16 protein-coding genes are annotated in these 21,998 nt (G+C 71.0%); 5 read left to right on the top strand and 11 right to left on the bottom strand.

Features of this window, described 5'->3' with window-relative positions; all coding sequences use genetic code 11:
* Together OV207_RS16120 and gyrB are read left to right on the top strand one after the other, a co-directional pair.
* Positions 1-406 (top strand): hypothetical protein (locus OV207_RS16120; protein ID WP_267556083.1); only part of this gene is annotated, 406 nt, incomplete at its 5' end.
* 121 nt (positions 407-527) lie between these two features.
* On the top strand, positions 528-2,981 hold the full coding sequence (gyrB, locus tag OV207_RS16115; RefSeq protein WP_193349889.1) for a DNA topoisomerase (ATP-hydrolyzing) subunit B: 2,454 nt from the start codon (positions 528-530) through the stop codon (positions 2,979-2,981).
* A gap of 152 nt (positions 2,982-3,133) precedes the next feature.
* Here gyrB and OV207_RS16110 read toward each other — a convergent pair whose 3' ends face one another.
* Complete coding sequence (locus OV207_RS16110; RefSeq protein WP_193349888.1) at positions 3,134-3,691, bottom strand: hypothetical protein; 558 nt, start codon at positions 3,689-3,691, stop codon at positions 3,134-3,136.
* A 163-nt stretch (positions 3,692-3,854) separates the two neighbouring features.
* On the bottom strand, positions 3,855-6,695 hold the full coding sequence (locus tag OV207_RS16105; protein WP_267556082.1) for a serine/threonine-protein kinase: 2,841 nt from the start codon (positions 6,693-6,695) through the stop codon (positions 3,855-3,857).
* Between the two features lie 333 nt (positions 6,696-7,028).
* Here OV207_RS16105 and OV207_RS16100 point away from each other — a divergent pair, with 333 nt between their 5' ends.
* From OV207_RS16100 to OV207_RS16090, 3 genes are all read left to right on the top strand, one after another.
* A complete protein-coding gene (locus tag OV207_RS16100; RefSeq protein WP_267556081.1) occupies positions 7,029-8,468 on the top strand; it encodes a hypothetical protein in 1,440 nt (479 codons plus the stop codon).
* Entirely contained in the window at positions 8,465-9,595 is a 1,131-nt protein-coding gene (locus OV207_RS16095) for a metallophosphoesterase family protein (RefSeq protein WP_420715224.1), read from the top strand. The genes OV207_RS16100 and OV207_RS16095 overlap by 4 nt, the downstream gene beginning before the upstream one ends.
* A gap of 123 nt (positions 9,596-9,718) precedes the next feature.
* Positions 9,719-10,246, top strand: a complete 528-nt coding sequence (locus OV207_RS16090) for a hypothetical protein (protein ID WP_267556080.1) — start codon at positions 9,719-9,721, stop codon at positions 10,244-10,246.
* Between the two features lie 68 nt (positions 10,247-10,314).
* Here OV207_RS16090 and OV207_RS16085 read toward each other — a convergent pair whose 3' ends face one another.
* From OV207_RS16085 to OV207_RS16045, 9 genes are all read right to left on the bottom strand, one after another.
* Entirely contained in the window at positions 10,315-11,688 is a 1,374-nt protein-coding gene (locus OV207_RS16085; RefSeq protein ID WP_267556079.1) for a hypothetical protein, read from the bottom strand.
* A 30-nt stretch (positions 11,689-11,718) separates the two neighbouring features.
* The gene (locus tag OV207_RS16080; protein ID WP_267556078.1) at positions 11,719-15,000 is read right to left on the bottom strand and encodes a TonB-dependent receptor domain-containing protein; all 3,282 of its coding nucleotides are present in this window, start codon (positions 14,998-15,000) and stop codon (positions 11,719-11,721) included.
* A gap of 148 nt (positions 15,001-15,148) precedes the next feature.
* On the bottom strand, positions 15,149-15,577 hold the full coding sequence (locus OV207_RS16075) for an ExbD/TolR family protein (RefSeq protein ID WP_267556077.1): 429 nt from the start codon (positions 15,575-15,577) through the stop codon (positions 15,149-15,151).
* 15 nt (positions 15,578-15,592) lie between these two features.
* On the bottom strand, positions 15,593-16,000 hold the full coding sequence (locus OV207_RS16070) for an ExbD/TolR family protein (protein WP_193349881.1): 408 nt from the start codon (positions 15,998-16,000) through the stop codon (positions 15,593-15,595).
* A complete protein-coding gene (locus OV207_RS16065; protein WP_267556076.1) occupies positions 15,984-16,739 on the bottom strand; it encodes a MotA/TolQ/ExbB proton channel family protein in 756 nt (251 codons plus the stop codon). The genes OV207_RS16070 and OV207_RS16065 overlap by 17 nt, the downstream gene beginning before the upstream one ends.
* 29 nt (positions 16,740-16,768) lie before the next feature.
* On the bottom strand, positions 16,769-17,542 hold the full coding sequence (locus OV207_RS16060; RefSeq protein WP_267556075.1) for an energy transducer TonB: 774 nt from the start codon (positions 17,540-17,542) through the stop codon (positions 16,769-16,771).
* 408 nt (positions 17,543-17,950) lie between these two features.
* Positions 17,951-18,634, bottom strand: a complete 684-nt coding sequence (locus OV207_RS16055; protein WP_267556074.1) for a hypothetical protein — start codon at positions 18,632-18,634, stop codon at positions 17,951-17,953.
* A 375-nt stretch (positions 18,635-19,009) separates the two neighbouring features.
* Positions 19,010-20,227, bottom strand: coding sequence for a glycosyltransferase family 87 protein (locus tag OV207_RS16050; RefSeq protein ID WP_267556073.1), 1,218 nt, complete (start codon positions 20,225-20,227; stop codon positions 19,010-19,012).
* A 59-nt stretch (positions 20,228-20,286) separates the two neighbouring features.
* A complete protein-coding gene (locus tag OV207_RS16045; RefSeq protein WP_267556072.1) occupies positions 20,287-21,681 on the bottom strand; it encodes a dihydrolipoyl dehydrogenase family protein in 1,395 nt (464 codons plus the stop codon).
* Positions 21,682-21,998: the final 317 nt, after the last annotated feature.

The following is a 21,998-nucleotide window of genomic DNA, read 5'->3' as shown; positions in this document are numbered from 1 at the left end:
CTTCCTGGGTGCGTGCCTGCTGGCGGTCCTCACCGCCTGGGCCCTGGCGGACTACCGGGGCGGCGGGGGGCTGCTCGCCATGGCGCGGGCCGGCATCAGCGCCGGCCTGATGCTGACCTTCCTGGTGTCCGTGCACCGGCTGCGCCCCCGTGAAGGCTGGGGCATCACCCTGGACAACGCGGGGGTGCGGGTGGCCCGGCCCTTCAGCGGCAAGCCCCTGGAGCTGCACTGGGGACAGATTGATTCCGTGCGCCGGGTCGGCCGCAAGGGGAGCGTGCTGGGCCTGTTCCTGAAGGAGGAGGGAAGGGTGCTCGTGACGCGACATCTTTTCGCCCGCAGGGCTGTTTATGAAGAGTTGCTCGCGGCGCTGGAGGACCGCCTCCCGCCCTCGCGTTTCGACGCCTGATTCATGAATCTTTCCGCAGCCTTGCGCGGGCTCCCGAACCTTGTCCGGGATGCCCGGTGGTGGTAGGCACAGCAGGCACAGCCCTGTCGCAACGGCAGCCTTTCCCAAGGACATGCTTCACATGGAAAAGACCCCCGCTACCGGCGCCGCGCTGGCCGCGCCGCCAGCCGAGTATGGGACGGACAGCATCACCAAGCTCGAAGGCCTGGAGGCCGTCCGCAAGCGCCCCGGCATGTACATCGGCGACACGATGACCTACGGGCTGCACAAGCTCGTCTACGAGGTCGTGGACAACTCCGTCGACGAGGCCCTGGCCGGCTACTGCACGGACATCGAGGTCGTCATCCACGTGGATGGTTCGCTCAGCGTCCAGGACAACGGCCGCGGCATCCCCGTGGGCCCGCACCCCGACCCCAAGTTCAAGCACAAGGACACGCTGGAGGTCGTCCTCACGGAGCTGCACGCCGGCAGCAAGTTCGGCAACGGCGCGTACAAGGTCTCCGGCGGCCTTCACGGCGTGGGCGTCACGTGCGTGAACTTCCTCGCCGAGTGGTTCCGGGTCCGCATCCAGCGCAACGGCAAGGTCTTCGAGCAGGGCTACGCGCGCGGTGTGCCCACCAGCCCGCCGGTGGAGGTGGGCACCACCGACAAGCGCGGCACGATGATCCACTTCAAGCCGGATCCCACCATCATGGAGACGGCGGACTTCAACTTCGAAACGCTCAGCCAGCGGCTGCGCGAGCTGGCGTTCCTCAACGCCGGCCTGCACATCACCATCCGCGACGAGCGCACGCAGAAGGAGCACGACTTCAAGTTCGACGGCGGCATCGCGTCCTTCGTGGAGTACCTCAACAAGGCGAAGACCGCGCTGCACGACAAGCCCGTCTACATCAAGTCCGAGCGCGAGGGCGTGTCGCTGGAGATCGCCATGCAGTGGAACGATGGCTATGACGAGCGCATCTTCACCTTCGCCAACAACATCAACACCCACGAGGGTGGCAGCCACCTGTCCGGCTTCAAGTCCGCGCTCACGCGCACGCTCAACAGCTACGCGGAGAAGGGCGGGCAGTGGAAGGACCTGAAGGAGACGCCCACCGGCGAGGACGCCCGTGAGGGCCTGTCCGCGGTCATCTCCGTGAAGCTGTCCAACCCCCAGTTCGAGGGGCAGACGAAGACGAAGCTGGGCAACAGCGAGGTGAAGGGCCTGGTCGAGCAGATGGTGAACGACCAGCTCGCCTCCTTCCTGGAGGAGAACCCGCCGCTCGCCAAGAAGGTCGTGGCGAAGATTGGCGACGCGTGCCGCGCGCGCATCGCGGCCCGCAAGGCCCGGGAGACGGTGCGCCGCAAGGGCGTGCTGGACGGCGGCGGCCTGCCCGGCAAGCTCGCGGACTGCCAGAGCCGCGACCCCAACGAGAGCGAGCTGTACATCGTCGAGGGTGACTCCGCAGGCGGCTCCGCCAAGCAGGGCCGGGACCGGCGCAACCAGGCCATCCTCCCCCTGCGCGGCAAGATCCTGAACGTGGAGAAGGCGCGCTTCGAGAAGATGCTCACCAGCGCTGAAATCGTCACGCTCATCACCGCGCTGGGCACGGGCATCGGGGCGGAGGACTACGACCCGGAGAAGGCGCGCTACCACCGCATCATCCTGATGACGGACGCAGACGTGGACGGCAGCCACATCCGCACGCTGCTGCTCACGTTCTTCTACCGGCAGATGCGCGAGCTCATTGACCGGGGCTACGTCTACATCGCGCAGCCGCCGCTCTACAAAGTCACGCGCAACAAGAAGGACATCTACGTCAAGGACGAGCGCGCCCTCAACGAGTACCTCCTGAAGATCGCCGCGGAGCACACGCGGGTGAAGACGCCCCACGGCGAGCTGGGGGGCAGCGACTTCAAGGCGCTCCTGGAGAAGGTCATCACCTACGAGGAGCGGCTGGAGAAGCAGGCCAAGCGCCGCGACGCGCGCGTCGTGGACGCGGTGGTGCAGGCGACGAAGCTGAGCGCGGAGCTGCTCACGGACGAGGCCGCCGTGCTGGCCGAGTACGACGCCATGCGCGCCTACTGCGAGCGGCGCATGCCGGACGTGATGGGCCGCATGCTCAAGGACGTGCAGCAGGACCCCGAGCACCAGGCGAAGAAGCTGATCATCTCCACGGACGTGAACGGCTCCATGAAGGAGTCCGTCTTCGACCACGCGTACCTGTCGTCGCCGGAGTACCTGGAGCTGGTCAGCCTGCGGGAGGCCTTCCAGGCGCTGGGCAAGGCGCCCTACCGCGTCCAGGTGGACGCGGGCGAGGTGACGGCCTTCTCCGTGCAGGAGGTGCTGGCCGCGGTCCGCAAGGACGCGCAGAAGGGCCTGGGCCTGCAGCGCTACAAGGGGCTGGGTGAGATGAACCCGGAGCAGCTCTGGGACACCACCATGAACCCCCTCACGCGCACGCTGCTCCAGGTGCGGGTGGAGGACGCGGTGGAGAGCGACGACATCTTCTCGCTGCTGATGGGCGAGGCGGTGGAGCCCCGCCGTGAGTTCATCGAGCGCAACGCGCTGGACGTGCAGAACCTGGACATCTGAGGCCTGACGCAAGGCCTCCTGGAGTGCGCGCCGGGCCCCGGGTTGGAAAGACCCGTGGGCCCGGTGCCGTTTCCAAGGCATCCGCGCCCACGCGCCCTTCCCATCCTTGTCGAGCCGGGCCGCGGCGAACCGCAGGCGGCCCCCGGAAGCCCTTACGGAAGGAACCTGGCAACCAGCGACCAGCGCGAGGAGCTGCCCGCGCGCATGTTGAGGATGGCGGTGACGGCGATGACGCCCGCCATGGAGATGAGGTTGACGATGCCGCCCGCGTCGAGCGCCTTCATCGTCTTGGCGGCGGCCTCGGGCGTGTTGGCGGTGGGCGTCAGGCCCGTCTCCGAGGGGACGGCGCCTTCGGGCGCCTGCTTCGCCAGGAAGGCCCCGCCAATGATGTTGGCCGCGCCCAGCGCCACGGTGGCGCCCAGCAGCACGTCCTTGGCGATGACCAGCCCGCGCGTCGTGCCGTCAATCTCCCGGCCCGTCAGCCGCGAGCGGCCCACCAGCCAGGTGACGGCCGCCAGCCCCACCGACGCCGCGTTGACGATGTTGAAGCCGTTCCAGGCGGCGTTCACCACCTGGCCGCGCTCCTCGCGGGATTCGATGACGGCCACGGCCGGGTTGAGGGCAATCTTCCCGAAGAGCGAACCACCGAAACCGGCGGCGAGACCCAGGTTGTGCAGCACCAGACCAGTCGACGACAGCACAGGCATCATGGACGGACTCCCGGAAACACGAAGTGGATGTCCGTGAGGGTAGGCACTGCCTCCGGGATGGGAGCCGTGCGTCAGGGGCATGCCCCGGGTGCCCTTGAAGCCCGCCTGCCGGACGGGCCCGTGGCCAGGGGCCCGGCTGTCCGGCCGCCCTGCGGCGCGGAGGCTAACGCTCCGAGCGGCTGGCACCGCGGAGCGCTTCGGCGCGCTCCTTGCGGGACATGTTCGTCACGTCGACGATGTCGAAGTCGAGCGCGCCCCTGTTGTCGTCCAGGTTCGTGTCCGGGAAGACGCAGCGCAGGTCCTTGACGCCGGACACCTGGTAGCGCTTGCCCGCCTCGAAGAGGCGGTGCGAGCGGCGCACGTCCTCCGGGGCCCGGCCCTTCTCCACGCACAGCACCGTCTTCACGCGGCCCTGGGCGCCGGCGCGCACCTCGGCGAAGTCGTCGCGCACGGTGATGAGGTAGGTGGACTTGGGGTCCATGCCCCGCAGCAGCATCTGGTGCCGGGCCTTCACCTGGAAGGCGTTCTTCTGGGGCTCGAAGAGCACGGAGCGCGGCGGCACGTAGACGGACTGCCGCAGGTGCACGCGGATGGAGCCCCGGTTGTCCTCCGGGCCGGTGTCGTCCAGCGCGAAGAAGTGCAGCCGCTTGGCCCCCTTGAGGGTGCGGGGCGCGGCGCTGATGAAGCCCACGGCGTTGTCGGCCGGCAGCTCCCCTTCCGCGTAGTACATGAGCGTGCCGGACGCGGTGCCGTCGCCGTTCTCGAACGCCGCGCTGCCCTCGGTCCACACCGAGTAGCCGGTCCCCGGCGACACGTCGATGGTGGCCGGCGTGTACTCCAGCACGGGCAGGGCGTTGTACACGGGCCGCAGCACCAGGAGGCGCGTGGGGTAGTCCACCACGCGCATCTCGCGGTCCAGGCCCTCGAGCGGCGCTTCGGTCGCGGCGGCGACGGCGGCCGTGCCCCCGTCGTCCTCCAGCCCGGCGTCTCCGGCGAGCGCGGCGACGGCGGTGCCCGCGTCGGCGTCCGTGCCCGCGTCTCCGGTGAGCGCGGCGACGACGGCGCCCGCGTCCACGGACGGGCCTCCCGCGTCGATGCCGGTGGTGGGGATTTCAGACACCATCTGGGTGGTGCCGGGCGCCACCTCCAGCTCCGCCTTGAGGTGGTACTCCGCCTGGTTGGGGGAGAAGCGCCGCGTCCACGCGCGGTAGCCCGGCTTGGTGATGACGATGGTGTGGGGCGTGCGCACGTCCGCGCCCAGGACGCGGTTGGGCGTGGTGCCGGACGGCTGGCCGTTGACGACGATGGAGGCGCCCTCCGGCTTGGAGGTGATCCACAGGATGGCCACCGGGCCCGACTCCTCGGTGGCGACCTCCGGCGGCGACAGCAGGTGCACCAGCAGCCCGATGAAGAGCACCACCGCGGTGAGGGCGAACACGCCCAGGCTCAGCGCGCGCACCTGCTTCACGCGCTTGCGCTCGCGCTCGGCGTCCTCGGCGGCCAGCTTCTCGCGGGCCTCGTCCACGGTGGTGCGCACCCGGAGCGCGGGCTTGTCCTCCGCGTCCGCGCCCACCTCCGTGCCCACCTCCGTGGGCACCGCCTCGGGCGTCTCCACCGGCGTGTCCCGGGGCGCCGCGTAGGTGGGGAGCACCGGCATCGCCGTGGGCTCCATGCCGGAGTCCGTGTCGGGCTCGGGGGGCAGCTCGGGCGGCAGCGGGCGCCGTCCGGTGCCGGTGGTCTCCCGCGTTCCCCCCGGCGTGGTCGCCCGGCGGGTGCCCGGGGCGCTCTTGCGCACGACGGTGGCCTGGGTGCCCGTGCCGCGCTTGCCGCCCTCGCTGGTGGGGGTGGGGCGCAGGCCGGACGCGCTGGGCGAGCGCACGCCGGGGCTGGACGCCCGGGGCTGGACGCCCGGATTGGACGCGCGCACCCCGCCGGGGCTGGACACCCGGCCGTTGCTGGAGGGCATCCGCGCGCGGCCCTGGGAAGGCTCCGACGACGGGGACTGCCACGCGGCCAGCTGATCCTTGAAGCTGGGCGGCAGCTCCACCTTGCGCCCCTCCGCGGTGAGCTCCTCCGCGAAGAGGTACGCCATGAGCTGGCTCAGCATCGTGGGCGTGAAGCGCGGCGTGTCGCGGTAGAGCATCTCCACCAGCGACTCGCTCAGGTCCTTCGCCGTCTGGTAGCGCGCGTCGCGGTCCACCGCCATCGCGTGCGCGACGATCTGCTCCAGGTCCTCGCCCACGCCCGGGTTGATGGCGGACGGGGGCAGGCAGTCCCCGTCGATGATGCGCGGCAGCACCGTGACGAACTCGCCCTCGAAGGGGCGCCGGCCGCACAGCATCTCGTAGAGGACGATGCCCGCGGCGTACACGTCCGTGCGCGCGTCCAGGTCCTGCCGTCCCCGGGCCTGCTCGGGGGAGAAGTACGGGTACTTGCCCTTGAGCGTGCCGGGTGAGGTCTTGGCCTCCACCGCGCTGGTGGCCTTGGCGATGCCGAAGTCGATGACCTTGACCTCGCCCTCGTAGGAGATGAGGACGTTGTCGGGGGACACGTCGCGGTGCACGAGCCCCAGCGTCTGGCCATCCTCGCCCACGTGGCGGTGCGCGTAGTCCAGGCCCTCGCACAGCTTGCTGGCGATGTGCAGCGCCAGCGGCTGCGGGAAGAAGCCCACCCCGGCGCGCGCCGCGCGGCGCAGCACCTTCGACAGGGGCTGGCCGTGCACCAGCTCCATGGCGATGAAGTACTGCCCGTCCACCTCACCGAAGTCGAAGATCTGCGCGATGTTGCCGTGCGTGAGGCCGGCCGCGACGCGCGCTTCGCTGATGAACATCTCCACGAAGTCGTGGTCGTCCACGAAGTGCGGGAGGATCTGCTTGATGACGCAAGGCTTCGTGACGCCGGCCGCCCCCGTCAGGCGCGCGCGATACGTGACGGCCATGCCCCCCGCGGCAATCTTGGAGACCAGGACGTACTTGCCGAAGTGCTGGGGACTGGGTTCTGCCACGGGCGATCAGACGGGGCCGGTAAAGGGGAAAGCCCGAGCATACTCGCCTTCGCCCGAAAGTCCCGGGCGCGCTCGCATGGCATGCGAAGATTTCGCTCCGGGTGCCAGCAGGGGGGGACGTGGGTGTGGTGGGTTGTGACAACCCGTGGAAATGACTGGACGTCCAGGGTGGGTGGGCGGCGGGCGTGAGGTGGGCTGCTATGGCGGTTCACACTTCTTCACGGCGCTTCATTCAGCGCTTCCGGGGCGCGGGGTTATCACCTGCGCCATCCAGGACCTCGGGTCCGGGTGGGAGGGGCGGGAAGGCCGCCCCAGGGAAGCGAGACGACGGCCATGGGGAATGCGCGCCCGGACGGAAAAGGGTGGGCCACCTTCGCGGTGGCGCTCGGGCTGCTGCTGGCCCCGGGGAGCGCGCGGGCGCAGGACGGGGGTGGGTGGCTGTCCGCGTTCGAGCTGCTGGCGACGGGGCCGGAGCTGGGCGGAAGCGACGTGCCCCGGGACATCCCGGCGCGCAAGGGCTCCAAGGCGTCGGTGGTGCCCCCGGAGGTGATGACCCGGGTGCTGACGGACGCAGGGCCCCGGCCCGTGCCCACCGCGTCCGCGGCGGAGTCCGGTCCGGTGGTGGCGCCCGAGCGCGCCGGGGGCATCCCCGTCTACGCGGAGGCGGGTGGGCTCCAGCGGATCAACCTCCAGCAGGACGGCGCTGGCGGCGTGCTGGCGCAGGGCGGAGGCCGGGTGTCCGAGCCCCGCGTGCGGCTGATGCAGGAGGACGCGCCGCTGCCGCCGTTCAAGGCGTTGCCGGTGGTGGTGGCGGTGGTGCCGGGGCTGCTGCTGCACGGGCTGGGGGCGTGGGCGGCCGGAGACACGGCGACGGCGAAGCAGCTCTTCGCGGTGGAGGCGGTGGGGCTGGGGTTGCTGGGGGCGGGGCTGGTGCCCATCGCGCTCACCGGGGCGTCGCGGCGGACCATCGGCCCCCTGTACGCGGTGTCGCTGACGGGGGCGGGGCTGTTCTCCATGTCGATGCTGGCGAACCTGTACGCGGTGACGTCGCCGGGGCTCGGCCAGGGCAAGGTGCCGTCCACGCTGCCGCCGCTGGAGTTCGACCTGGGCTACCAGTACGTGGGCGACGCGACGGCGGACTACCAGAACTTCTTCGCGGTGGGGGCGGTGGCGCGGCTGTCGGCGGTGCGGCTGGAGGCGTCGGCGCGGCTGGCGCCGGACGAGGGCAATGCGTGGATCCGCGCGGGCGCCGCGTACCGGCTGTGGGGCGCGCCGGAGCGGGCGCCAGGCCGCGGGGACGGCACGGCGTTGGACGTGGAGGGCTTCGCGACCTACCACCGCTATCCCACGGAGGGCTTCACGCTGGGCGGCGGCGAGGTGTCGCTGCGGGGGCGCTACGCGATGGCGCGCCTGAGCCCCAGGATGGCCGGCTCCTTCGCGGAGGGCAGCGTGGGCCTGTCGTACCAGGGCTACAGCTATCCGGGCGAGGTGGCGGACGACAACCTGCACGGGCAGCTGCTCTACACCTTCGGCTACGGCGTGTGGCTGGGGCGGGGCGGGCCGTTCAGGGGCGAGGCGATGCTCTATTACGACCACCGCAAGGACGGCCTGGTGGGCGGGCTGCGCGGGCGGGGCGGCGGCATCATCGGCTCCTTCGGGCTGAGGGGGCGCGTGCTGCTGACGGACCGCTGGGGCGTGGCGGCGGAGGCGCAGGCGGGTGGCGCGCTGATGGGGCGGCTGTCGCTGGTGTACGCGGTGGGAGGTGACTCGTGAGCGGTGTGTCGCGTGGGCTGGACGTGGTGGGGGCGGTGGCGCTGGCGGCGGCCCTGCTGTCCGCGGGGTGCGCGCGGCCGGGCGAGGACCGCGCGGTGCGGGATGCGCGCGTGGGGCAGTCCGAGGGCGAGGCGCTGACGGTGGAGGTGGAGGGCGGGCTCGCGTCGGTGCGGACGCTGGGGGCGGGGGCGCTGGAGCTGTGGGCGCAGGCCCCGGTGTTCACGGTGAGGGTGGACGCGGGGGCGCGGGCGCGAGCGGACTGGCTGCTCACGGTGCACAACGCGATGCCGGACGCGGCGCTGGTGGCGGTGGATGCCTCCGGTGAGGCGCTCGCCATGGAGCCCCTGCCGGACGCGCACCCGACGGTGAAGGCGTGGCGGGTGGCGCTGCGGCCGGGCTCGACGGCGAGGCTGACGGTGGCGCCTCCGGACTGGGACTCGCGCGAGCCGTTCCGGTTCGCGGCGCTGGCGGACGTGCAGGAGGCGCTGTCGAAGGTGGGGGACGTCTACACGCGGTTGAACGCGGACCCCACGCTGCGCTTCATCTTCTTCGCGGGGGACCTGACGGAGTACGGGACGCGCGAGCAGTTGGAGGAGTTCCAGCAGCGGCTGGAGGCGGGCTCACGCATCCCGTTGTTCGCGACGCTGGGCAACCACGAGACCTTCACGGACGACGCGCGGGAGTACCAGCGGCTGGTGGGGCGGGCGAGCCAGCACTTCACCTTCCGGGGCGTGCACTTCAGCCTGTTGGACTCCGGCAGCAGCACGGTGGATCCGCTGGTGGAGCAGCAGATGGACGGGTGGTTGGAGGAGGCGCGCGACGCGGTGCACGTCGTGGCGATGCACATCCCCCCGTTGGATCCGATTGGCGTCCGGGGTGGAGGCTTCGCGGTCCGGGGCGAGGCGGCGGGGCTGGTGGGCAAGATGGCGCGAGCGGGCGTGGACCTGACGCTCTACGGGCACATCCACTCCTATTACTCGTATTCGAACGCGGGCATCCCGGCGTACATCTCCGGAGGGGGCGGGGCGATTCCGGAGGCCTTCGACGGGGTGGGCCGGCACTTCCTGGCGGTGGACGTGGATCCGTCGGTGGGGGTGCGGGACGTGGCGCTGGTGCGGGTGGACTGATCCGCCAGGGGTCCTTGACGAAGCTCACGGAGCCGAGTTTCCGGCCCGGGAACAGACCCCTTGAAAGGACACTGAACATCTGGGCAGATAGGAGGCCTCAACGCCTTGTGAGGAGGCCTGCCCATGTTCGATTCCCCCGAGAACGATTCCATCTCCCCCGCGCTGCGCGGGTTGCTCGAGCTGTTCGCCACCGACCTGGCCGACGTGAAGTTCCCGGACGTGGACACGGCGGTGCTGGGCGAGGCCGCGGCGCTGGTGCGGGAGAAGGCGGAGGCGGTGGCGCGCGCGCAGGCGGCGCTGGACGCGGCCCGGCAGGTGCTGAACGAGAGCCAGGAGTCGCTGCTCCAGAAGGGGCAGCGGGCGCTGGCGTACGCGAAGGTGTTCGCGGAGGACGACGCGGAGCTGGGCGCGAAGCTGGAGGCCATCCACCTGCCGCGTCCGACGCGCAAGGCGGGCCGGGCGGAAGGGCCGCAGTCCACGGTGGAGCCGGTGGGCATGGCGTCCGGCTCCGAGGAGAACGCCCCGCGCCGTCGCGGCCGTCCCCCCAAGGTGCGTCCGGTGGCCGGCGGCACGCTGTTCAACGAGGGTGGCAACAGCCCGGAGTCCCTGGCCGGCGCGCAGGACGACGCGGCCTCCGGCCTGCCGTCGTAGGCTGAAGCGAGAACCGCGTGCCCCAGGCCTGAAGCCCGGAGCACGCGGTCCGTGTCACACGCTTGAAGCTAGTTCTTCGGGAACGCCGTCCAGCCGGTCAGCCAGTTGGTGGTGCCCACCGCGCCGACGAAGCGGGCGCTGGTGTCGAAGCCCGCGCCGGGCGTGGCCGCGTTGTCCGGGTTGAGCGCCGGGGAGCCCGCCGCCGGGGTGAAGTCCGGGGCCTCCAGGTTCAGCGCCGCGGTGAGCTGCGGGTCCGCGACCTTGTTGTTCAGGCCCGCGGCCAGCACCTTCTCCGCCTCCACGAACCTGCTCACGTCCGCGTCGGTGACCGCGCCGGACGCGTCCTTCTTCGGGTTCGGCGCGTTCGGGATGGCCAGCGTGTCGCCCCGGTTGGACCAGAACAGCGTGCTCTGCAGCGACAGCTCCGGGGTGGCCGCGTTCCACAGCGCCGCGGAGGCCGTGCCGTCCACGTCGATGGCCAGGTCCGCGAAGTTCGCGACGATGATGTTGCGCAGGATGCCGCCCGCGCCCGTGTTGAACACCAGGCCCTCCTGCGCGGGCGCCGTGCCCGCCGGGCGCCCGGAGCCGATGAACGTCGCGTTCCAGATCTCCGGCACCGAGTGCGGCTGCGCGGCGTTGTCGTTCTTGTTGCCGGAGGCCTCGATGCCCCGGTTGCCCACCGTGGCGTTCTGCTGCACCACCAGGAACTGCACCTTGCCGCGCCAGCCCAGGTCGTAGTCCAGGGCGTCATCGTCCGCCTGCGTGACGACGATGTGCTTCAGGCCCGCGGTGCCGCCGAACATCTCCACGCCGTCGTCGGCGCCCTTGTGCACCTGCACGTAGTCGATGTCCGTCGCCGTGCCGCAGCCGCCCACCGTCAGGCCGTTGAGCTCGTTGTCCTCGGCCAGCTCGTAGCCCGCGAACTCGATGCGCGCGTACTTCAGCTTGCCGCAGTCGTGCGCGTCGTCCGTGCCGCCGTACTTCGTCTTCACGTCGCCGCTCGTCGCGAAGAAGCCCTCGACGGTGTTCTCGCCGCCGGCCACGTTGATGCGCGCCTTGCCCAGCAGCACCACGCCGCCCCAGTCACCGGCCGTGCGCGTGCCCGCCGCCTGCGCGCTGGTGAAGACGATGGGCTTCTCCGCCGTGCCCACCGCGTGGAGCTTCGCCTCGCGGGTGATGACCAGCGCGCTGCCCTGGTCGCCCAGCACCGTGGCGCCCGGCTCGATGGTCAGCGTGCCCTTCTCCACGAACACGTAGTTCTTCAGCGTGTACGTGGTGCCCGCCTTCCACGTCGTGTCCTCGGTGATGTTCGCGCTCACGTCCTGCGCGGTGGCCTGCGGATCCCCACCGTCCGGCGTGTTGGGCGTTTCCTTGTCGTCGCCGCAGGCGGACAGCAGCGTGAGGCTGGAGAGGGCGAGGACGGATGCAAACAGGCGCTTCATGGGTGACGTCCTTTCGGGAGGAGATGGGAGCTACAGGGCCCAGCCGAGCGCGGCGGTGAACGCCATGCCGGGCTTGTACGTCTGCACCGTCACGTCCCCCTGGCGCAGGGTGACGGACGCGTTGAGGATGTTCGCGGCGGTCAGCTTCAGCTGCGTCGCGCCCAGCTTCTGGGTGAGGGTGAGGTCCACGCGGTGGAAGGGCCGCTCGTACACGTCCGGCAGGCCCTGCACGCCGACCTCGCTGATGCGCTGGCCGTACACGTTGTAGAGGGCGGCCACTTCGGTGCCGCTCTCCGGCCGCTCGTAGCCCACGTTGACGTTGATGACGTAGGGCGACTGGCCCTGGAGCGGGCGGTCCTTGTTCGTCTGCGCGCCCACCACCGCGGAGTCACCCAGGTCCACCCGCGACTGGATGAGCGTGAGGTTCGCGCCCACGCGCACCGGGCGCAGCGCGGGGCTGAAGCGGGCCAGCGACGTGCGCGCCTCCAACTCCAGGCCATAGCTGTCCGCGCCCGCGGCGTTCTCGAAGCCCAGGTCGCCGCTGTCCGGGTTGCGGATGACGCGCTCGATGGGGTCCTGGAAGCGCTTGTAGAAGGCGCTCGCGGCCAGCACGTCGTTCTCCCCGACGAACCACTCCGCGCGAGCGTCCACGTTGTGGATGCGCGTCTCCAGCAGGTCGGGGTTGCCGGACACGTTCCGGCGGCGCACGAAGTCGAAGAAGATGAAGGGCGCCAGCTCGCGGAACGTGGGCCGCGCCAGCGTGTAGCTGTAGCCCGCGCGCAGGTTCACCTTGTCGGACAGCGCGTAGATGGCGTTGAACGACGGCAGCACGTCCAGGTAGCGCTGATCCGTGCCCCCGGCCTCGCCCTCCACGCCCGTGAAGGGGTCCTTCAGTGTGAGGTTCTGCTGGGAGGCCTCCAGGCGCACGCCGCCCACCAGGCGCAGCGGCTCCAGGGGCTGGTAGTCCGCGGACACGTAGCCGGCGTAGATGCCCAGGAAGGCGTTGTAGGCGTCGTCCGCGCGGGTCGTCTCGCGCACGGTGATGGCGTTGCCCACGTTCTCCGGCGAGAAGAGCTGTTCGGGAGACTGGGTGCGGTCCACCGGCGTGTCGTTGAGCAGGTAGCGGAAGCGGCGCGCGTTGAAGTCGCGGAAGGACACCTGCGTCAGGCCACCGACCTTCACCTTGAGGCCAGAGGTGAAGGGCAGGGTGAGGTTGACGCTGCCGCCGGCGGACGTCTCGCCCAGCTCGGCGAAGAAGCGCTCGCCGCTGTTGGGCTGGTTGGGGAAGGACAGCTGCGCGCCGGGGTTGTTGAGGCTGGCGCTGTAGAGCGTGTCCCGCGTGTCGGGTTCGTCGCGGCCCACGCGGGAGAGGTTGGCCTGCCAGTCCAGCTCCGCGTCGCCCAGCAGGCCCAGGCGGTGGAAGCCCCGGAGCTGGTTGAAGGACAGGGCGCGGGTGATGAACTGGAGCCGGGTGCTGGAGTAGGAATCACCGCGCACGTTGTTGTTGCCATTGGCGGTGTACGTGCGCGTGTCGGTGCCGCGCGTGTAGAGGCTGAAGAAGGTCAGCTCGTTGTCGCGATCGAACTGGTAGCCCACGCTGGCCAGGCCGCTGAGGTTCGCGGTGGAGAAGCCCTGCGTGGTGCGCGCGACGTCCTGGGGGATGAGCGAACCGGACTCGTCGCGGGACGCGCGGGCGAAGTCGCCCGTCTGCACGCCGTCGCGGTGGCCGTAGTTGACGGTGGCCAGGTAGCCCAGCCGCTGGTTGCCGAAGCGCAGCGTGTCGCCCAGCGACGCGCCCAGGCCCAGGTTGGGCAGGGCGCGCGTGGTGCGGCGCTCCCAGACGTTGGTGAAGCTCTCCCACTGGCCTTCCAACTGCTGCGCGGTCTCTCCACCCGCGCCCAGGCGGTGGTCGCGGGGCAGCTCGGATGGCAGGTCGCGGCTGGAGTTCGCGAAGCCCAGCGCCTCACCGAAGCCGCCCTGCGCCTGCGAGTTGCGCTCGCGGAAGGTGGTCACGGTGTCGCCGCCCAGGGTGAGGCGCGGCTTGAACTCGAACTGGGACGGGTAGGTGTTGGTCTCGATGAGGAGCGTGCCGCCGCCGAAGGTGCCCGGCAGGTCCGGCGTGTAGCTCTTCACCACGTTGAGGTTCGCGAGCAGGCTGGTGGGGAACAGGTCCAGCGGCACGCTGGGCTCGTCCGGCTCCGGGCTGGGCAGCAGCGCGCCGTTGAGCAGCGTGGTGGCGTAGCGGCCACCCAGGCCGCGCAGCAGCACGTAGCGGCCGTCCACCACGGTGGCGCTGACCACGCGCTTCACGGCGTCACCGGCGCTGGAGTCCGGCGTGCGGGCAATTTCCTGCGCGCTGATGGCGTCGGAGACGGCGGCGGCCTTCCTGCGGTCCTGGAGCAGGGCGCCCTCGGCGCGGCGGTCGGAGCGGGCCTCGACGACGACCTCCTGCACCGCGCCCACGTCCGCGCTGAGCGCGACGTCCAGCTTCGTGGCCTTGCCCTGGGTGACGACGACGCCCGTGATGCGGCGGCCCTGGTACACGTCGTAGAAGGCGCGCAGGTCGTACTTGCCCGGCGGCAGCGCGAGCCGGTAGTTGCCGTCCAGGTCGGTGAGGGCCTGCTTCTGCGAGCCCGTCACGACCTTCACGGTGGCCTCGATGAGGCCCTCGCCGTTGGCCTCGTCCGTGAGCCGGCCATGGATGCCCGTGAAGCCGGGGGGCGGCGTGGAGGACTCCGCGAGCGCTTCATCGCCCAGGGCGGCCTCGTCGGACGCGGAGGCCTCGGCCGGCACGGCGGAGGGGGCCGTCACGGCATCGGACTGCGCGGCGGCGGGAGCGGAAGGATCCACCGGCTGCGCGGCCTGCGCAGGAGCGGAGGTTCCAGGTTGTGCAGGCGCGGAAGTTCCAGCCTGCGCGGGAGCAACGGTCCCAGTCGGCGCGGGTGTGGAGGTTCCGGCCTGCGCGGGAGCGGAGGTTCCAGGCTGTGCGGCCTGCGCGGGAGCGGTCGCGTCAGACTGCGTGGGCGAGGTGCTCCCCGACGCGGGCAACGGATTCGCGGCGCTCCCGGGCTGGGTCCCCAGCGAGGGCGCGGGGCTGGTGGGCAGCGCGCCGTCCGGCTGCGTCGCGGTGGAGGCACCGGACGTCCCCGGCGGAGGCGGCAGCTCCCCGGCGGGCTGCGCGCCGGGCGTGGCGGAGGGGGACGGCGCAAGAGGGGCTGTCGGCGCGGCGCCGGGTGCCTGCGCGAAGGCAGGCAGGGTGATGATCACGAGTGACGCCACGAAGGCGCGCACGAAGTTCGAACGAGACAACACGGCTCTCCTTGCCGACAGCGACGCGCAATCAACGCGACGCCCGTGGCATTGGGATGAAGGGTTTGTGACGTCTCTGGCGGGGAACGGAAAACTCGGTGTCACGAACCGCGCGCGGCCCGAGCCGCGCGCGGGACACCCGATGCACGACTCACTCCGCGAGCCGCTCCGGCAGCACGGCGACGGTGATGTTCCCGCCGCGCGCCAGGTCCAGCACTTCCATCGCACTGCCGTACGGCACCGCGTCGCTCGCGTCGAAGAAGACGATCTTGTCCGCTCGCGCGTTGAGCATGCGCCGCAGGCGCTCCACCACCTGGTCGCGAGGCACCTCCTCGCGGTTGATGCGCAGCGTGCCGGCCTTGTCCACCGTGAGCACCACGGGCGGCTTCGCGTCCGGCGGCGGGGGCGGCGTGTTCTCCGTCTTGTCCGCCTTCGCCGGCACGTTCATCCACAGGTTCTTGGTCATCAGCGGCGTGACGACCATGAAGATGATGAGGAGGACCAGCACCACATCCACCAGGGGCGTCACGTTCATCGTGGGGCGGATGCCGCCCTTGCTGCCACCGACGTCGAAAGCCATGGCGCGTGCCTCCCCTTACTTCTTCTGCCGGTCGATGACCTGCAGGCTGATGCCCGGGAATCCAATGTCCTGCATCGCCTTGAAGACGCCGCGCACCTGCGCGTACGCCACGCCCCGGTCCGCCTTGAGCACCACGGGCGCGTCAGGCTTCGCCCGGTGCAGCGACTTCAGCTCCACCACCAGCGCGTCCCGCGTGAGCTGCTTGCGGTCCAGGAAGAAGGACCCGTTCGCCGCGAGGCTCACCGTCGTCGGCTCCAGGTTCTTGTTCTCCGGATCCGGGTTCATCGCGACGGGCAGCTCCACCGCGGCGCCCGCCTCCAGCTGCGGCGTGACGACCATGAAGATGATGAGGAGGACCAGCACCACGTCCACCAGCGGCGTCACGTTCATCTCCGGGGTGAGGCTCCTACGCGTGGCCGACATCGGTGGCCTCGGCGCGGGTGGAGACGACGTCCGAGCTGCTCGGGTGGGGCGCGTGCGTGGCCACCGCGCGCTTGTCGCCGGCCATGTCCTCCAGGTGGTCCAGGAACTCGCTGCGCGCCTGCTCCAGGGAGAGCAGCAGCGCGTCCGCGCGGGTGGACAGGAAGTTGAACATCAGCACCGCGGGGATGGCGACGAGCAGGCCCAGCGCGGTGACGACCAGCGCCTCCGCGATGCCGGCGGACACCGCGCCCAGGCCGCCGGAGCCCTCCTTCGCGATGCCGGCGAAGGCCTCGATGATGCCCACCACCGTGCCCAGCAGTCCGACGAACGGCGCCACCGAACCCACCGTGGCCAGCACCGACATGCCCCGGCGCACGTCCGCGGTGATGCGCTCGTTGATGCGCACCAGGTCGCGGCGCGTGAGCTCCACCGCGCCCAGCTTCCCGGCGGGCGCGCGGGACTTGGACAGGAACGTCTTCATGCCGCTGCCCAGCATCATCGCCAGGTGGCTGCTCTTGTTGCCCTCGGCCTCCTTCACCAGCGCGTCGTGCTGCTGCTGCGCGAGGAGCGGGCCGGCGCGGCCGGCGAACTTGCGGGACGCGGCGCGCGAGCGGAAGTAGACGAACAGGCGCTCGAAGAAGACGGCCAGCGACGCGACCGCGAAGGCAATCAACGTCCAGGCGATGCCCAGGGCGAAGACGCCCATGTGCGCGTAGATCTCTTTGAGGTTGAAGTTCATGGCGGTGTGTTCCCGGGGGAAGGAGGGCGTCAGGACTTGAGGCGGAAGGGGACCTTGAAGATGCGGAAGACGGCGGTGGGCTGGCCGGACACGACGGCGGGCCGGAAGCGCCAGGTGCGCACGGCGGCCAGCGCGGCGCTGGCGAAGGGCTCATCCCCGCGCATCACCTTGAGGCCGGTGACGCGGCCGTCCACCTCGACGACGCCCTTGAGGATGACCAGCCCCTCCTGACCCTTGGAGCGGGCGTCGGAGGGGTACTCGGGCAGCAGGTTCGCGGACAGCGGCTCCGGAGGCGTGGCGGACTCCGGCAGGTTGATGGGCTGGGCGCGACCGCCGCCAATCGCCATCCCCTCACCGCTGCCGACACCGCCCACCACGCCGCCAGGGACGAGCGTCCCGGTGCCACCGACGGCCATGGGCGCGGCGGCGACGACCTCCTGCTCCGCTTCCGGCGGCCTGTCGAGCGGCACCGCGTCCGGGGCCTTCAGCGGCGCGGGCGCGGTGACGGGCGCGGCGGGCGGCGGCGCGGCCCTGGCCACCGCTGGCGGCGCGGCGCGAGGCGTGACCTTCACGGGCGGCGGAGGCGGCGGGGGCGGCTTCACCTCCACGACGGGAGGTGGCGTCGGAGGCGGCGGACGGAAGACGACGTCCACCTTCTTCTCCTTGATGACTTCCTTCACCGTGTTCGCCGCGGTCATCGCCGTGACGGCGATGAGTCCGAAGACGGCGACCGACGCGGTGGTGGAGAGCGCGAACCGCCGGGCGGCGGGGGCGCTGGAGGCGCTGTCGAACGTTTCGAACATGACGGGGACGCATATAGCGACGCCGTGTGTCACGGAGGTTCAGGCCCCGTGACAACTTGCCCCCGGCATTGTTGCGATTGGGTCACGGACCGCGAGCGTTCAAAAATCCGCGCGGCAGGTGCGTCACGGCTCCGTCCGGAAGCAAGGCGGTGGGCGCACCCGGCGCCGCGTCTGCCACGGGAGTGTCAGCAGCAGCGCCGTGTACGCCCACGCGAACGGCCGGGCATGTGGAGCTGTGCGCCGGGCCCCGGTGGACAGGCCGTGCCGTCGCTTGGGGCACCCGCCGGCCCAGCCGCGCACTCAGCAGTTCAACCAGCTCGAGAAGATCAAAAGCGGCGAAGCCCAAGGGATGCGAGCCGGCAGAGAGCGGATGCCGGCTCACACCTCAACAAGGCACGCTAGGACAACTCAGGGTCGGTATTTGCAGAGCATTCCGTTGCTCAGGACGTTGCTCCAAGGGTACGCGGCGCGTGGACCGCAAGCGCCGAACTCGGTCTGGGCGGCGATGTGACCGGTCGATTGGGCCTCCGTGTACAAATCGCCCGCGACGATTCGGAAGTTTTCGCGAAAGCAGGCGTCCTTGGTGCCATAGCCATCGTAGTTGGTGGACGCGAGACAAACGGTGTTGCTGTTGTAGAGCGTGGCCCACCAATCGAGTCCTACGACATCCGCGCAGCGCTTGAGGTCGGCCACGTACCAGCCGATCCACTTGCTCCGCACGGGATCCGTGTGGGAGCACACGGAGACATTCCCCGTGGCGGTCACGGTGTTGACGACCTTTCCGTCGCACGAGCCGTTCACGAACTGCCACGTGCCATCGAAGCAGCGGATCTGCGCCGAGCCGGTACGCTCAGCGCCGGCGGCCAGGACGGAGACGCTGGAGCCATCGCCGGTCACGGGAACACTCGCGCTGCAGAAGTACGTCCCCTGGGTGTTCACGTTGGAGTTCCAGGCCGTTCGTGGCTGGCTCCACGTCAGGGTACCGCCCGAGCAGGACATGCCTGCCGAGTGAACCCGCTGATCCGGCGGCTTCCCGGAGTCACTTTCCGAGTTGCCCTGATTCTCGGCGGTTGGCGAAAAGCTTTCGAACACGGCCCCGGATTCCGATGACTCCAGATCCTCAGGGGGGGCACCAGCCTCGCCCCCACAACCCGACAAAAGAGCCCCGACCAGAGCTGCACCGCACACGCTACGGGACACCCATCCACGAATCCGCATCTTTCCCCTCCAGTGGTTGTGAATACCAACGAGCCAGACTCGACGGAGCCGGGCCCAGCCGCCGGCATCGGCGATGCGGCGGGCCCCTACCGTCGGAAGTGATGAGCCGGCGCGGCTTGAAGTCATGCATGGAATTCGTGGGCCGCTCGTCAGACCCGGTTTTTACCGAGGCCAGTCAGGCACTTCCCGCTTCGCGGTACACGAAGTCCCTCATGTAGGCCCGGGTGGACCCGCATTGTTGCGATGGGGTCACGGACCGCGAGCGTTCAAAAATCCGCGCGGCAGGTGCGTCACGGCTCCGTCCGGAAGCAAGGCGGTGGGGGCACCCCGGCGCCGCGTCTGCCACAGGAGTGTGAGGAGCAGCGCCGTGTACACCCACGCGAACGGCCGGGCGAGCAGCACCCGCCGCGCCAGCTCCGCGCCCAGCACCGTCTCCGACACCAGGACGCCCGTGAGCGCCACCAGCCCCACCAGCGCCTGGCCGGAGCGCGACCGACCTTCCAGCGCCGCGCGGATCAACGGCCACGCGAGCACGTAGTTCGCGCGCCACGCCAACGGTGACAGCAGCGTCACGCCCAGACAGCAGCACGCGAGCAGCTCCACGGGCCCGGGCCTCGCCCACAGCAGGGCGACGACGAACAGCGCCACCGCCACGGCCTGCGCCAGCGTCATCGCGCCGGCCGGCGGCAGGGACTCCGGGGGCAGGACCAGCGATAGCAGCAGCGTGGGCAGGCCCTGCGGGTTGTGGCCCAGCGCCCACGGCGGCGTGGTGTGCGCGAGCGTCTGGGTCCAGGCCTGCACCTGTGCCAGCGTCCCGTCCCACCCGTAGCGGAGCAACGTGGGCATCACCAGCAACGCGCCGAAGAGGGCCGTGGTGCCCACGACGCGCCAGCGCCTGCGCGCCAGGAAGAACAGGCCCAGCAGCGCGGCCGGGGGCTTGAGCAGACACGCCACGGCGAACGCGGCGCCGGGACTCCAGACGCGGCCCCGCTCCGCTCCCACGGCCGCGCCCACCAGCAGCCACAGCAGCACGGCGTCCACCTGGCCGTAGAAGAACTCGAAGGTGAACGCGGGCAACACCGCGGCGGTCGCGAGCACCGGCGCCCACGGCCACGGAGCGGCCTCTCCCGGCGCGGGCGCGGCGCGACGGGTGAGCACGGACACGGCGGCCAGGGCCAGCACGGAGCCCAGGTTCCACAGCGCCACGGCGGCGCGCGGGGGCGCGGCGGTGAAGGGCAGGAAGAGGGGCGCGGTGACGGGCGCGTACTTGAACGGCATGGCGCCGTCCTCCACGCGGTACAGGTCCGTGCCTTCGTGGAAGCGCTCTGCGGCGGTGAGGTAGACGCGGAAGTCCAACCCGCGCCTCGGATGCTGGCCCACCGCCACGGCCGCCAACGCCAGCACCAGCAGCAGGGCCCACTCCACCTTCAGGGACGCGCGGCGGAGCGGAGGGTCAGCGGCAATCATTTACACAGGGAAGCAGGGGTGGGGCGCTTACCCTTTCATGCGCGGGCGCCCCACCGCAATCACAGACCGTAGGCTTCCAGCAGCCGCAGCCACACCTCGCTCATGGTGGGGTACGACGGCACCGCGTGCCAGAGCGTGTCCAGGGGCACCTCGCCCGCGACGGCGATGGTGGCCGCGTGGAGCATCTCCCCCACGCCGGGGCCGGTGAACGTGGCGCCCACGATGACCCGGCGCTGCTCGTCCACCACCAGCTTGGCGGTGCCCTTGAAGCCCTCGCCCATGAGCGACGTGCCGGCCACGTCGCCCAGCTCGTACTGCACCGTCTTCACCGGCACGCCCGCCTTGCGCGCCTGCTCCTCCGTGTGGCCCACGCTGGCCACCTGCGGGTGCGTGAAGACGACCTGGGGCGTGGCCTTCGTGTCCGCCCACGCCTTCGCGGGCTTGCCCAGCAGGATGTCGCCCACCAGCCGCGCCTGGTACTTGCCCATGTGCGTGAGCAGGTTGCGGCCGTTCACGTCGCCGCACGCGTAGAGCCAGTCCCCGTCCACGCCCTTCGCGCGCAGTTGCTCATCGACCTCGATGGAGGCGCCGGGCTTGAGGCCCACCGTGTCCAGACCCAGGTCGTCCGTGCGCGCCGTGCGGCCCATGGCGACGAGCAGCGCGTCCGCGCGCAGCGTGTCCCGGTTGGACAGCGTCACGGTGTACTCGCCCTTGCCCTCGCCCGAGCGCTGCACCTTCGTCGCCTGCGTCTCCAGGAACACGCGCACGCCCGTGTCGCGCAGCGCCTGGGCCACCTGCTCGCCCACGAAGGGCTCGAAGCGCGTGAGCAGACGCGGGCCGCGCTGCACCAGCGTCACCTCCGAACCCAGCTCGCGCCACGCCTGCGCCAGCTCCACCCCCTCCACGCCGCCGCCCAGCACCACCAGCCGGCCCGGCACCGCCTTGGAGCCCGTGCCTTCGCGGTTGTCCCAGGGCCGCGAATCCTTGAGCCCCGCGATGTCCGGCATGCGCGGCTTGCTGCCCGTGGCGATGACGACCGCCTTGCGCGCCTCCAGCTCACGCACCTTCCCGTCCTTGCCCTCCACGCGCACCCTCCGGGGGCCGGTGAGCTTCCCGCGCCCGCGCACCACGGTGAGCTTCGCGCCCTCCGCCCACTTCATCTGGGACTTGTCGTCGTAGCCGGACACCATCTTGTCGCGGTGCTTGAGCACGGCCTCGGCCTTGAGCGGCTCCTTGATGAGCTCGCGCACGCCGGGCGTGTGCTGCGCCATCCAGAGCGTCTCGCCGGGGTGCAGCAGGGCCTTGCTGGGCATGCACGCCCAGTAGGAACACTCGCCGCCCAGCAGCTCGTGCTCCACGAGCGCTACCTTCAACCCGCCCGCCGCGGCCCGCGCCCCCGCGTTCTCGCCCGTCGGACCCGCCCCAATCACCACCACGTCGAAAGTCTCGGCCATGAAGCCTCCCGCATACTGGTTGCACCCGGGGGGCCTGCCTGCCAATCGCACTGAACGCCCGAGTCGGATGGTGGAAAGAGCGGCTGGTCACCACAGGACAGGCCCCGCCTTCTTCGCGCGGCCGTGTAGGCCCCCGGGGGCCCTGTCGCGTCGGTGCCGGCACGCAGGGGTGTGCCTGCCCGTGTGGGGCCCCCTTCCGCTGAGCGACGAACGGCCCGCGCGCACGCCCTGGTGGAGGAGGCCCCGCCGCCTACCGGGACCTCTCCGAGGTGCTGGAGGACGAGGCCGACCTCGTGACGCCCCGCGTCTCCGACTCA

The sequence above is a fragment of the Corallococcus sp. BB11-1 genome (genome assembly GCF_026626625.1).
GTDB classification, from domain to species: Bacteria; Myxococcota; Myxococcia; order Myxococcales; family Myxococcaceae; genus Corallococcus; species Corallococcus soli.
Note: the sequence above shows the minus strand (reverse complement) of the source record. Positions and strands in the feature narration are given on the sequence as shown.

Coding starts and splice junctions, on each gene's coding strand:
- OV207_RS16075 (WP_267556077.1), bottom strand. CDS start 15,577: ATGGCTTTCGACGTCGGTGGCAGCAAGGGCGGCATCCGCCCCACGATG.
- OV207_RS16045 (WP_267556072.1), bottom strand. CDS start 21,681: ATGGCCGAGACTTTCGACGTGGTGGTGATTGGGGCGGGTCCGACGGGC.
- OV207_RS16065 (WP_267556076.1), bottom strand. CDS start 16,739: ATGAACTTCAACCTCAAAGAGATCTACGCGCACATGGGCGTCTTCGCC.
- OV207_RS16090 (WP_267556080.1), top strand. CDS start 9,719: ATGTTCGATTCCCCCGAGAACGATTCCATCTCCCCCGCGCTGCGCGGG.
- OV207_RS16085 (WP_267556079.1), bottom strand. CDS start 11,688: ATGAAGCGCCTGTTTGCATCCGTCCTCGCCCTCTCCAGCCTCACGCTG.
- OV207_RS16070 (WP_193349881.1), bottom strand. CDS start 16,000: ATGTCGGCCACGCGTAGGAGCCTCACCCCGGAGATGAACGTGACGCCG.
- OV207_RS16060 (WP_267556075.1), bottom strand. CDS start 17,542: ATGTTCGAAACGTTCGACAGCGCCTCCAGCGCCCCCGCCGCCCGGCGG.
- gyrB (WP_193349889.1), top strand. CDS start 528: ATGGAAAAGACCCCCGCTACCGGCGCCGCGCTGGCCGCGCCGCCAGCC.
- OV207_RS16100 (WP_267556081.1), top strand. CDS start 7,029: ATGGGGAATGCGCGCCCGGACGGAAAAGGGTGGGCCACCTTCGCGGTG.
- OV207_RS16110 (WP_193349888.1), bottom strand. CDS start 3,691: ATGATGCCTGTGCTGTCGTCGACTGGTCTGGTGCTGCACAACCTGGGT.
- OV207_RS16050 (WP_267556073.1), bottom strand. CDS start 20,227: ATGATTGCCGCTGACCCTCCGCTCCGCCGCGCGTCCCTGAAGGTGGAG.